This is a genomic window from Pedobacter sp. UYP1, assembly GCF_040547305.1.
Taxonomy (GTDB): domain Bacteria; phylum Bacteroidota; class Bacteroidia; order Sphingobacteriales; family Sphingobacteriaceae; genus Pedobacter.
Genome location: NZ_JBEPPL010000003.1, coordinates 356,047 through 368,847, shown reverse-complemented (window position 1 = coordinate 368,847; position 12,801 = coordinate 356,047). Strand labels below are relative to the sequence as shown.

General features: G+C 39.4%; 13 protein-coding genes. 6 read left to right on the top strand and 7 right to left on the bottom strand.

Translation table 11 applies throughout. From position 1 onward, the window contains the following. Positions 1-101: 101 nt before the first annotated feature. Entirely contained in the window at positions 102-887 is a 786-nt protein-coding gene (locus ABIB30_RS09435) for a heparin lyase I family protein (RefSeq protein WP_354301379.1), read from the bottom strand. 283 nt (positions 888-1,170) lie between these two features. Between ABIB30_RS09435 and ABIB30_RS09430 the strand changes: the two genes are divergently transcribed. After that, a complete protein-coding gene (locus ABIB30_RS09430) occupies positions 1,171-1,701 on the top strand; it encodes a DUF6265 family protein (RefSeq protein WP_354301377.1) in 531 nt (176 codons plus the stop codon). A 98-nt stretch (positions 1,702-1,799) separates the two neighbouring features. Here the strand turns inward: ABIB30_RS09430 and ABIB30_RS09425 are convergent, their stop codons facing one another. The 6 genes from ABIB30_RS09425 to ABIB30_RS09400 all read right to left on the bottom strand — a co-directional run bounded on the left by ABIB30_RS09425 (position 1,800) and on the right by ABIB30_RS09400 (position 8,603). Next, complete coding sequence (locus ABIB30_RS09425) at positions 1,800-2,459, bottom strand: VOC family protein (protein WP_354301374.1); 660 nt, start codon at positions 2,457-2,459, stop codon at positions 1,800-1,802. A gap of 220 nt (positions 2,460-2,679) precedes the next feature. Next, positions 2,680-3,948 (bottom strand): phosphatidylserine decarboxylase family protein, encoded by a 1,269-nt coding sequence (locus ABIB30_RS09420; RefSeq protein ID WP_354301372.1) that lies wholly within the window; start codon positions 3,946-3,948, stop codon positions 2,680-2,682. Between the two features lie 343 nt (positions 3,949-4,291). Beyond that, positions 4,292-5,179, bottom strand: a complete 888-nt coding sequence (locus ABIB30_RS09415) for a helix-turn-helix domain-containing protein (protein WP_354301370.1) — start codon at positions 5,177-5,179, stop codon at positions 4,292-4,294. A gap of 8 nt (positions 5,180-5,187) precedes the next feature. Then, entirely contained in the window at positions 5,188-6,192 is a 1,005-nt protein-coding gene (locus ABIB30_RS09410; protein ID WP_354301368.1) for an aldo/keto reductase, read from the bottom strand. Between the two features lie 161 nt (positions 6,193-6,353). After that, positions 6,354-7,625 (bottom strand): Hsp70 family protein, encoded by a 1,272-nt coding sequence (locus ABIB30_RS09405; protein WP_354301366.1) that lies wholly within the window; start codon positions 7,623-7,625, stop codon positions 6,354-6,356. Positions 7,626-7,844: 219 nt separating this feature from the next. Continuing rightward, complete coding sequence (locus tag ABIB30_RS09400; RefSeq protein ID WP_354301364.1) at positions 7,845-8,603, bottom strand: XRE family transcriptional regulator; 759 nt, start codon at positions 8,601-8,603, stop codon at positions 7,845-7,847. Positions 8,604-8,813: 210 nt separating this feature from the next. Here ABIB30_RS09400 and ABIB30_RS09395 point away from each other — a divergent pair, with 210 nt between their 5' ends. The 5 genes from ABIB30_RS09395 to ABIB30_RS09375 are packed head-to-tail and all read left to right on the top strand — an operon-like array spanning position 8,814 to position 12,714. Further along, a complete protein-coding gene (locus ABIB30_RS09395) occupies positions 8,814-9,377 on the top strand; it encodes a glycoside hydrolase family 108 protein (protein ID WP_354301362.1) in 564 nt (187 codons plus the stop codon). Positions 9,378-9,382: 5 nt separating this feature from the next. Beyond that, positions 9,383-9,769, top strand: coding sequence for a hypothetical protein (locus ABIB30_RS09390; RefSeq protein ID WP_354301360.1), 387 nt, complete (start codon positions 9,383-9,385; stop codon positions 9,767-9,769). Further along, entirely contained in the window at positions 9,766-9,960 is a 195-nt protein-coding gene (locus tag ABIB30_RS09385) for a hypothetical protein (RefSeq protein WP_354301358.1), read from the top strand. The genes ABIB30_RS09390 and ABIB30_RS09385 overlap by 4 nt, the downstream gene beginning before the upstream one ends. Before the next feature lie 27 nt (positions 9,961-9,987). Continuing rightward, positions 9,988-11,343, top strand: a complete 1,356-nt coding sequence (locus ABIB30_RS09380; protein ID WP_354301357.1) for a hypothetical protein — start codon at positions 9,988-9,990, stop codon at positions 11,341-11,343. A 42-nt stretch (positions 11,344-11,385) separates the two neighbouring features. Beyond that, positions 11,386-12,714: a hypothetical protein gene (locus ABIB30_RS09375; RefSeq protein WP_354301355.1), complete on the top strand. Its 1,329-nt coding sequence runs from the start codon at positions 11,386-11,388 to the stop codon at positions 12,712-12,714. Positions 12,715-12,801 lie beyond the last annotated feature (87 nt).

Here is a 12,801-nt window from a genome sequence, read left to right as displayed (position 1 = left end):
CGTTTCTTGTTGAAAGGCGGAGTCTTGTTGAATGAGAAGCAGGTTCTTGTTGAAAGAATAACCGTTTTTATAAAAAGGGGTTCTGGTTGAAATGGAAATATTTATTGGACTGCATCTGCATAAGTAGAAGCAATGCGTATTTTCTTCACCACATGGGTAACTTTTGCAGTGTCACCACCATATACTCCCCATTTTGGATCGCAGAAATCACTATCCAGCGTTCTGCATTTTAATCTTTTATTCCCATTGGAGAAGGACTGCTGAACGCCATTATACCAAAATTCTATAAAACCGACAGCTGGGTCTTCAGATACTTTCATATGGATCACAAATTGCTGCCAGGTTCCTGTAGCTAATGCAATTGACCAGGGCACAGTTGCGGTATGATTTTCATCAAAATGCTGTAACTCTAATTTGCCATTATTTGTACGGAGCATTAAAGGGTGATTGGCTTTTGCTTTTGAAGTAGGGTAGGCTTTCCATTGAAATATAGCCTCCGTTTTTAAAGAAACCGGCATATATATTTTACTGGTCCAGCCTATATAAATATCTGATCCTTCTGCAGCTTGATAGTTTTTTGCCCCATGACCTTCAGCACGATGGCTGCCTATAGGTTTTAAAAAGTTCCAGCAAAGCGTTCCGGTTTCATCATTGATAGTGGTAACTGAACCATCCTGTTCTACATTGGTTTCTTTCCACACATTGCTTTTTCCATTGACTGCATCTCCATTAAATAATACGGCCAGCGGATTAACAGCGTTTACTTGTGCCGCGGAACTGTTTAAGTCTTGATTCTGACTAATAGTCTCTGCTTGTTTTTTACAATTCGTCAGCAAAAAGGCAGACCCCAGGGCCAGCATAATTGTAGTAATTTTTGTTTTTCTCATGAAGTAATATGTTTACTGTTTATATGATTTTAGGATAGATTCTTATTTTAATATATTTTTTGGTTAACTAAATAAACTTTAAGTGAATGTAGGTAAAAATATTATATGTTTTTTGATAATTAACTTTATAAGTTTGTTTCTTTAAATCATACTGGTTTTATTCATTTTCTCCGCGAAATACAAAGATCTTTTGGAGTGAATTTTTTAAAAAAAAATTAAGGTGGAATACAGGTAATCTTTATATTTAAATAATGGGTAATTCCTATATTTAATAAAAAAAAGGATGAAGATTCAACAGTTATTTCTGATTTTTATAGTGCCCCTTTGGTTTACGGTTGTTTATGGACAGCAAAAAGGACAGCATCTGGACTCTAAACAGCAGGATATGACTTCTCAGCAGCAGGAGCTGGCCGCTAAAAAACAACAGGTTGATTTTAAGAAACTGGAATGTTTGCTTGGGAAATGGAAACGCACCAACGGAAAGCCGGGGCAAATTACGACTGAGGAATGGGTAAAGGAATCCGCTTTTAAACTTAAAGGAACAGGAGTAAAAATCACTGGAGCAGACACGGCTTTTGTAGAAAAAATGACATTGCTGATTAAGGACAATGCCATTTTTTTTGTAGCTGATGTGAAGGAAAACAAAGGACTTGTCTATTTTAAATTAACAGCTATCGATGCCAATGGTTTTACCTGTGAAAACGCAAGTCATGATTTTCCAAAGAAAATCGTTTACAAGCAATCAGGTAAAGAGTTACAGGCAACTATCTCAGGAAATGGAAAAAGTATCGGCTATACTTTTTTGAAACTGTAAGTTATTCATATTGATTAATTAGTTCCCATCAATGGAGCTTATTGATGGTGAGCTCATTGATAGGAAACCAACTACTGAATGATTATTTCTTGCCCCAGCTAGTTTTTGATATGTAATTCCTGCTTTGCGCGGTCCGCTGTGCTTAGCTGAACTCTGGCTTCGAATGCTTGCGCTTTTTCCGTTGTCGGGAACCAGTTTCTGTCGGGAGTAACTAAGATCAGCAATCCGTTTTCATCACCGATAACTGCGAAATTTTCTGTCTTAGGTTGCTTGGCGTAATAATCAAGACCGTATTGACTAATCAATGTTTCTGCAGTTGCAAGCACATCGGCAGTTACTATACCAATTTCACTGACGAATAGTATCGAGCTACTATCAAATGTAGTATTGGATTGGTTGTCAGCATCAAAACGGCAGATCAATTCAAGTAGACTCCCATTGTTGTCATAAAAATAGAATGACTTTGCATTCCAGGCTTCAAACGAGGAAAATTGACTGTTGGCTGTTACCGGTAATACTGTTGTTCTTTTTTGAAGCCATTGAAAGGCTTCCTCCAGTTTATTTTTTGGGATATCAAATGCAAGATGATAATTAGGATTTTTAACAGCTGATTTTTGAAAAGATACCTTTGTTGTTCCCATCAGAAAAGATACTTCATTTTCGTTTTTTGAAAGGGTTTTAATGTCGAGTATGTTGTTGTAAAATTGCTCGGTTTCTATAATATTATTGCTAAGTAAGTCAATTGCTTCAATCTTCATAAAAAGGGTTTTAAAATGTTTTGCCTGTTTAAAATAGGACTGTTAAGTTCAATATATCCTTAAATCTTTAATTTTGGCTATCGAAACAAGATGTTGACAATAATATTATTATTGAACGATAATAAAGCTGGAACTAATACTATTAGCCCCAGCTATCAATTGATGTGTGTATGAATATTTGTTTTTTTTCTCCAGAAAGCTGGTGGCTCCCGGATTGATTTTATTTTGAAATTGTCGCAATCTTCGATTTTAATGGAATATTACTGGAGTCTAATCCTGGGGTCTGACCATGCATATCAAAGGCAATTTTAACCTGTGGTCCGAAGAATAAACAATGTGTAGATCCTCCAAAATGGAACATTCCCAGCTGTTCGCCTTTTTTAACATGCTGTCCCTCATAAACAGTAATCTGGCAAGAAGATACTTCTGCCATACCAACTGGCATAATGCACATCAGGCCAATATCAGGGTTATCTGCCTGAATAAAGATCAATGCCCTGGTGGCAAGCTCAGTGATATAACCCTGAGATTCATTTGGGCCGGATGGATCATAGCCTTCTGATTGTGCCTCGGCATAATAAGTGCCGTCTACTACATAGGCTTTTACTATTTTTCCACTTACCGGGCTATGCCAGCGATGATAGCTTAAAGCACTTAAAAAGGCCTGGTATATTGTTCCTCCTACAAATTTATCAAGTAGTGGGTCATTAGCCATCATATGCTCTAATGAATAAGGTTGTGCTTTTATCCAGAATTTATCATGCTTTTTAACCTTTTCTGCAATTCTATAAGGAGCAGATTCACATGCATTTGCAATTATATTATCATCTTCCGGGCTGGCCAATGGACGCTGACCTTCTCTGAACTCCCTGGTAAAGAAATCATCCCATGATTTAAAGCCATGGTGAGGCTTGGCAGGGTCACATATAAATTCCTGATCGAAGTCTGGCATTGCTTTTTTTGCATCAGCGCCAAACCATCCGCTTTTAGGGTCTTTACTTAGTACATATCTGGAATCTGCTGAACATAGGAAAATTCCCCATTCGTTCAGTATTCTTTTGAATTGCCAATTCACTTTCTCATTTAAGAAAGCAGCATATCCAGCAGTAGTACCCATAGACCAATCCAAAATGGCATTAATCGGGAAACCAACGAGTCCGGTTTCATTAAATTCTGGCGCCCTGGTCATTATTCTATTGATCAGGCGTAACATCAAATGATAGTCCCTAACCTGAGGTTCACCTTCAGGATTTTTATTATAAGGTGGTTTACGTGGTACTTCCGAGAACATCAGGTGGAACCACATGAATACTTCTGGATCATCTTCTATTAAGTCCTTTAATTCTTCAATTACTGGTAACAAAGGATGTTTATCCTTTTCTACTTCTGTAATGAGATCTCCTAACCATTTTTCCAGGATAGTCTGATCGGAGGGAAGCCATCTGCCAACACGGAAGGGAAGCGACTTTTCGTTAGCTGTAGTTTTCATCTATTTATTGTTTTTTGTTAGCTGCGCCTTTGATGATTCAACTAGTTATTATCCTGCGGGTTTAATAATTATTACCATTTAGATTTTATAATTACTACGCTGTAGGTTTAATAATCAGTTGAGCTATGCCGGGCTCATAAATTTTGTTTTGTCCTATGAATTTAGGCAAACCCACAAAATTAAAAACGCTTGTTCATATTCATTTTCTGTTCATTTTCAAAACAGTACTGAATGACGTATGTGGTTAAAATAAAGATGATTACTGCTTTTTATGGCGCTCAGATTTGCTACCGGTAAATATTTCAGCGAAGAATATTTACCGGACACAGTTTGTTACTGGTAATCAGGTAAAAGCCTGACGAAATTCCAGCGGCGATAAATTCGTCTTCTTTTTGAAAAGCGTGCTAAAGGATTGCGCGTGCTCAAAACCCAGGGCATAGGCGATCTCGCTGACTGAAAGGCTGGTCGTGGAAAGTTTTTCTTTGGCTTTCACAATCAGTTTTTCATGAATATGCTGCTGTGTGTTCTGCCCGGTATGAACCCGAAGCAGGTCACTCAGGTAGTTCGGTGACAGGCTCATCTGCGCAGCAATGTATTGTACGGTGAGCAAACTCTGTACTTCGCTGTTAAAGTAGCCATCGATCAACTGCTCAAACTTGGTGAGCAGCGCTGAATTATTATTCTTGCGGGTCAAAAACTGCCGCTCATAAAAACGGTTGGAGTATTTTAGCAGGCTCTCGATCTGCGTTAAAATGATCTCCTGGGTATGTTTATCGATATGCTGACACTCCTTATCAATTTTATGGAGGATCGTGATCAGGTCATCTTCTTCCTCGGCCGACAGGTGCAGCGCTTCGTTAACTGCGTAATCGAAAAAACCGTAGTGATGAATGCTGTTTGCCAGCGTATGCTGTAACAAGAAGTCCGGGTGAAAGATCAGGAGATAACCGGAACCGCATTCCATATTTTGCAGCTCCAGTTGTTGCACCTGGTTAGGCGCGGTAAAACTCAATACCCCTTTATCGTAATCATAATGCTGCTGTCCATACCTGATCTTGCCTTTGGCTTCGCGTTTAAGCGCCACGCAATAAAAGCGGTTAACGAAACCTTTCCAGATCTCGTCTTCCAAAAAGACACTTTCCGACAGATTGATCACACTCACCAGCGGGTGTCGGGGTTCTGTTAAGGACAGCAAACGGTGAAATTCCGATATGGAGTTAATAACGTTCATAAACAAAATTAATCAATTAAGCCCATACTGAACTCATCATAAGGCGCACCGGTATCCGTACCTAAAGGCACGATGCTTTCCAGTTGTGATAAATCCGCCTGAGTTAATACAATAGTTGTTGCCGCAATGTTTTGCTCCAGGTACTTCCGGCGTTTCGTTCCCGGGATCGGTACGATGCCTTTGCTCGTGATCCAGGCCAAAGCCAGCTGTGAAGAAGTGACTTGTCTGGCTTCGGCCATTATTTCGATAGCTTTCACCAATTCAATATTTTTGTCGAACTGTGCGCCCTGGAAACGCGGGATTGCCCTGCGGAAATCATGCTCGGGTAAGTCATCGATGCTTTTGATCTGCCCGGATAAGAATCCACGGCCCAGCGGTGAGTAAGCTACAAAACCAATACCCAATTCCTTTAAGGTTGCCAAAACGCCTCGTTCTTCCACCGTCCGCTCGAACAAAGAGTACTCGCTTTGTACGGCAGTGATCGGGTGCACGGCATGTGCCCGCTTAACTGTTTCGGATGAAACTTCCGACAATCCGATATAACCCACTTTACCTTCTTGAACCAGCTCAGCCATCGCCTCAACGGTCTCCTCGATTGGCGTATTTTTATCCAGGCGGTGCAGGTAATACAGATCAATGTAATCCGTATTCAGATTTTTGAGCGAACGCTCCAAAGATTTCTTTACATAATCTTTCTTACCATTGATGGCCCAGGTTACCTTATTGTGATCGTCGATCTCCCAGCCAAACTTGCTTGCCAGGATATACTGATCACGTTTACCACTGATTGCTTTAGCAATCAACTGTTCATTTTTCAGCGGTCCGTACAGGTCGGCAGTATCTAAAAAATTACCGCCTAACTCAAGCGAACGTTGAATCGTCGCGATGGCTTCCTGCTCGTCCGCAGGGCCATACATATGCGCCGCTTCAAAACCCGTCATGCCCATACAGCCAAGGCCGGTCACAGGCACAACCAAACCCTGGCTACCCAATGCTATTTGTTTTATTTCCATGATCCAAAGGTCGGTAAGCCAAATCGTGCGCATGTATGCAAATCCCTGAAGCTTGTAAGCAAATCAAGGAATGATTTTTAAACGTCTATAAACGTTTCGACTTATGGAAGGAGCTAACTTAAATGAAACAGAGTTATCCCAATAGCTTGGTGAAATTGAATTTAATCTGCATCAAATAAATAACCGCTATAAGCAAGGCCTTTAGCAACGCTTGTAAAGTTATCCCCAGAATTTACCGGGATATGAGGGAATTTATTCCTGAAAAGATTTTGTACGCCTCCAACTAATGAACTTCCGCCGGTAAGGAATAAACTATCAATTTCTTCAGGTTTGATATTGTTTTTTAGCATGAATTCATCAAGATAAACACTGATCTTTTTGATATCTTTCTCAATCACTGCAGCATATTGTTCTCTGGAAACTTCTTCGTCTATTTCAATTTCCATATTTGAATAGGTAAATTGAGAAACCTGCTCATCAGATAAAGTAATCTTTGTTTTTTCAATAGAACGAAAGATAGAATAACCCAGATTATTATCAATTAGTGTAATCAGGTTTTTGAACTTCCTGTCTTTTTTAGAGTAGTGATAATAATCCTGTAAGTCTTTTTGTATCCTCAACCCATTAAAGAAGTTCATTTTATCCCAGGTACAGATATTCGCAAAAAGCGACATTGGAACGGTCAGCACTTTTCCGGGGGTAGCTTCATATAAGGTATTCTTCCCGAAATAAGGTGTGCCTTTATCCCACATAAAAGCAGAGTCAAAGCTGTCTCCACCAATATAAATACCACCAGAGGCCATCATGTCATTTCTCCTGTCTTTGTTGCCGGAATGATCAGGATCAAGCACCAGGTAAGTGAAATCTGTTGTTCCTCCACCTAAATCGGCTACCAGTACTTTTTCTTTTTTTGTAATAGTCTTCTCGTAAGCAAAGGCAGCACCAATGGGCTCAAACTGAAAACGTACTTCCGTGAAACCTGCATTTTCAGCTGCTTTACTCAATCTTGTTTGCGCCAGGGTATCTTTGGATGCACTATCATCATCAAAAAATACAGGACGACCAATCACAGCCTTTTGACAATCATATCCGATGATTTCATCAGCCTTGTTTTTTAAATCTTTCAGGATTAAAGCGACAAGGTCGGATGCATTGTATCTTTTATTATGAATGCGTGTTTCTATAAAGCTGCTTCTTGATAAGATTTGCTTGATAGATTTGATAAACCTTCCCTTCATCCCATCGCTCAGATAAGCATCGATAGCATTTTCACCCACCACGTAATTTAAGGGCTGGGTTGCACTTTGTTCTTGCTGAAAATACAAGAGCGAAGGAACTGTTATCGTACTTATGATTTCGTTCTTTTCTTCGTCATAAATAGATAGTGCAGAATTGGTTGTTCCAAAATCAATTCCATATAGAAACTTACTCATCTCAAAAGGGGAAATATTGTTTTATACTTAATTTTTATGCCAGTCTTCTTCCTTCTGTTATTGGTAATAGGATAGGAGTGAAGAGCTTACAGACTATTCAGATTGATATACTCTGTTTTAGCGGGTGCAAAGGTAAAATATTAAAATAATAATTAGATTATAACCTTGTATTTAATGTCTTTTACCAGCATATCAAGTTTTTATAGTACATCAGCTTTCTTATCTTTTCTGCAGGACGTTCACAATATTAAACATCTGTTTCACTTCATCAAGGTGAATATCGAAGTCAGGATAGGCAACTTTGTCCGGATTTAACGAATGGCAAGTAATGATACCAGTTTCAGTGTCATGGTTTGAGATCCGTTTCGCGATAATCCCCATTTTACGATGTACAATGACATAATCTTTAAATCTGTGGGTGTGAAATTTAGAAGTCCACAAATGCTGCTGAATTTCTCTTCCAGTAGCTATACTTCCATCGCTGATACTTTCCTTGGTGTTATCATCCATACTATCACCAACTATTTCAAATGCTCTGTAACTGCCTTTATGATATTTGTCCACGATTATTGTATGCTTTGGTAATACTTCTAAATACTCAGGGTCCTTGTAGCCGGATAAATAGCCAGCATAAGCATATTCATTAACTAAAGGTACAACCATTAAATACTGTCCTTCTCCCAGGTCTATAAAAGGAGAGTCCGTAAACTCTAAAGGATATTGTATTTCGCCAATTGATCTGGCATTTGGTTTTACAGTATTCGCAGTCATTTCCCCCTGGCCTGTTTCCAGCCATTCTATATTTAAAGAAAATTCTTTATTTAGTGCGTTTTTTATATCTCCCGAAACCTTCACTTTGCCTCTTTCGACATCCGCAAAACTTCCTTGTTTTAATCCGGTAACCATTCCAAACTCCATTTGAGTTTTATTGAGTGATTTCCTGAATATTTTAAGACGTTGATTTTCAGTGTTTTCCATGATTATTTAAAGAATATTCTATTTGTATATTGCAAATATAGAATATTCTATATTATATTTGTATCGTACAACGAAGTAAATGTACAAAAAATAGGATTATACAAGAAATAGATAATTAATACACATGTTATCCGCGCTACAGAAAATTTATTCCAGTAAGCCGGAAAGATGGATTTGTAACCTGATTATCAACATAAATAAGAGGAAAATATGAGTGACTTTAGAATAGCAGAACGGTTGACAGGGATAAATGAAGGTGGATATGTGAATGATCCGAATGATAAAGGAGGGGAGACCTATGCGGGCATTTCCAGAAATAACTGGTCCGGATGGAGAGGCTGGCTGATCATTGACGGACTGAAAGATACGAATGGTGTTTCTGCTGCACTGATCAACCGGAAAGCAAAGGACAATGTGCAGTTAACTGAACTGATCTGGTCTTTTTACAAAGAGAATTTCTGGGATATTAATCAGTTGAGTTTGATTCATGATCAGCAGCTGGCCAATACGGTTTATGATTTCGGAGTGAATTCCGGAACGGTAAGGGCGGCTAAATATTTACAGGATTCAGTTAATCTGATCTCTGCTATAAAGCTGACTTCAGACGGTATTATAGGCCCCTTAACTATCCAGGCAGTCAATACAAGCGACCCAGCTAAACTTACTTTAATATATAACAGTAAAAGACAGGCTTTTTACAATTCGATCGCAAAAGGGACACAGGCCAGGTTCCTGAAAAGTTGGTTAAGCAGGATTAAACCTTATAAAACTTAATTACCATGGAAGAAATACAAAATCCACCAACAGAAACACAAGACATGATAGACAGAAAAGCTGCATGGATTGAAAGGATGTTTGACCGGTTGTTTACCGCTGTTCAGCAGAACCCTTTTGCTACGATGCTCCTGCTTTCTGTGGCAATGAACTTTTGGCAATACAGTGTCCTGAATGAGATGAACCGACTTCGGATCAGAGATATAACCTCATTAAATGAGAAGATTAACCTCGCTGTGGAAAAAGGTGTTCAACAGGAATTGCCTAAACAGCTTGCGCCTTACAAGGAACAGCAGGATAGTAATAACAAAAAACTGGATACTTCTTTAAACCATTTAAATGGAACGGTAGAATCGGTCCGGAAATACTTTAATGAAAATAGGGGGAGATGAAAAAACTTTTAGCACTGCTCGGATTGCTGTTGCTCATTGGCGGTGTATTGCCAACAAGGGCCCCACCAGAAAAAATAGAAGCTATAGAAATCACGGATTATCCGGTTAACTGCAGGCTGGATAGCATTAATCAGACTTTGGATGAGTTGAATAAACTCATGAAGGAGTTCGCAGACAAACAGAAATTTTAAATAAACAATCTATAAAACAAATAAACTATGAGTCTATTTTCATTACAATTAGCAGCAACGGCTGCACAAGATCAAACGGGTTCTATTAGCGTAAACGGCCGCGTAATTACTTACACAGTGAGAGGTAATATCATCATTTATTCGGATGGCAAAATTGCGGCTCCCTCTATCGCAAGCACAGACTTCGAAAAGGCTTACGCAACGGCAATTGTGGTCTCAGTAACACCTCCTGTTGATCCTCCTGTCGACCCTCCGGCAGATCCTGATTTTGTAAGTATAGGTACGGGTTCAGGTCAGCTCATTCTAGAACCACTTGCCAATACAAATGTGAAGATTGTTCCGGGCAATTATGATTACATCTATGTCGAAAAAGCGACTAATGTCAGAATGGATGCAACAGGAGTAATTCTAAAAGGCGGATCTATAGATATTGACCAGGCAGACAATTTTGAGTTATGGGGAGCGTCGATTATTGACCAGTCGTACCGCGCTCTTTCTATTAAGGGGTATAGTAATGGTATTTATCTGCATGATATCAGCTTTAAAAACGTAGGTAATTATACAATTGCTTATGAAGATAAAACGATATATGATGGTACGGACAGTACGGTTTCTAAAGACTGGAAATTTGAACGCCTTACTTTTGAAAATACTGGTTTAGCTTTTAGTGGCGGCGGCGGATTTAACGATGCAGGAATTGAGACGCTGATGCGAAACTTTAAATTCCTACACTGCACGGTGAAAAACTGCCCTGAAATTTCGGACGTAGTTTATATGGGAGCGGTCGATGGGTATGAAATCGCATGGAATACAATTGATAATGTCAATACATTATATGACGATCCTAATGCTCCGAACGGTTATCATAATGGTCTTTTCCACATGATTGGTAATGGTTCTTTCCATGATAATAAAATCACAAATCACCAGGGAAATGCAATTCGTGCATGGGGGGCTTCTTATGGTACTGATACCAAAGACATCTTAATCTATAACAACATTGTTTGGAACAGCTGGAAATACTCTGCTTTTGAGTTGCAGGTTTTCCCGGAGATGTTTACTTACATGGAAACTTACCCTTCGAGAATGAAACCAGCCAATGCAAAAGTATACAATAATACTGCTGGTCTTTTAAACAGATCTCATGATTGGGAGGGGGTGATGATTGATCTGTATCAAACTGGTGGTTCACTGGAATTTTACAATAACCTTGGTTTTGAAATGTACAGAGAGAATTCATCGCGCCCGGTAGATGATATGATCAATATGGGCGGGCCGGAAATGATCCGCAATGAGAATAACCATTATTTCCCTTCTCATCAGCAAGCGGTAACAGATACGGTCAATTTTGTTTCGCTTTTAACAGGTGTTGGAGCGCAATAAATGATCAAAAAATAATATTGTCAAATTAAATAACAACAAACTATGAGTCAATTAACCACACAAGCAGCAACAGCTGCACAAGATCAAACAGGTTCTGTTACTGTAAACGGCAAGTTCATTACTTACACAGTGAAAGGTAATATTATCATTTATTCGGATGGTAAAGTTGCAGCACCTGCTATTGCAAGCACAGATTTTAAAAGAGCTTATGCAACGGCAATTGTGCCACCGGTAGCTCCTCCGGTAGATCCTGATTTCGTGAGCATAGGTACAGGTTCAGGTCAGCTGATTCTGGAGCCGCTTGCCAATACCAATGTGAAGATTGTTCCGGGTAATTACAGTTACATCTATGTGGAGAAAGCAACCAATGTCAGAATGGATGCAACTGGAGTAGTGTTGAATGGTGGAAGTATTGATATCGGCCAGGCAGACAATTTTGAGTTGTGGGGAGCATCAATTACGGATCAGACTTACCGCGCTATTTCTATTGAAAACCATAGTAATGGGATATACCTGCATGATATCAGCTTTAAAAATGTGGGCGACTATACTATTTCTTATCACTACAAAGGAGTGTACGATGGTACAGATGCATCTACTTCTAAAGACTGGAAATTGGAGAGGCTTACTTTTGAAAACACGAGTACAGGGTTTCATTGTGATGGTGCATTTGCAGCCGAAGGAATTGTAAATCTGATGCGAAATTTTAAATTCCTGAATTGTGTAGTTAAGAATTGCCCGGGTATTGGAAATGTAGTTTACGTTGGACAGGCTGATGGTTATGAAATTGCCGGAAATATTATGGACAATATCAATACAAGATATGATGATCCTAACGCTCCGAACGGCTATCATAATGGTATTTTCCATCTGGATGGTAACGGATCGTTCCATGACAATAAGATCACGAACCACCAGGGAAATGCAATTCGTGCATGGGGTGTGTCTTACGGTGCTGAAGTTGAGGATATTTCGATTTACAATAACATTGTGTGGAACAGCTGGAAGTATTCTGCGTTTGAGCTTCAGGTTACTCCGGAAATACAGGATTATCTGGCGGCTTATCCTTCCAGAATTAAACCTGCTAATGCGCAGGTATATAACAATACTGCCGGTCATCTCAACAGATCCCATGACTGGGAAGGGGTGATGATCGATCTGTATCAAACTGGGGGTACACTCGAATATTACAACAACCTTGGTTTTGAAATGTACAGAGAGGATGTATCCCGTCCGATAGGGGATATGATCAATATGGGCGGGCCGCAAATGATCCGCAATGAGAATAACCTATACTTCCCTTCACAACAGGAAGCGGTTGCTGATACAGTTACTTTTCTTTCATTGATCCCAGGTGTTGGTGCACAATAAACTATCAAAAAATAATACCTGTTAAAAATTAGTTCATCCGGTCAGGGATATTCAATATAAGCGCAGAGGGAATAACCCCGGGAGCTT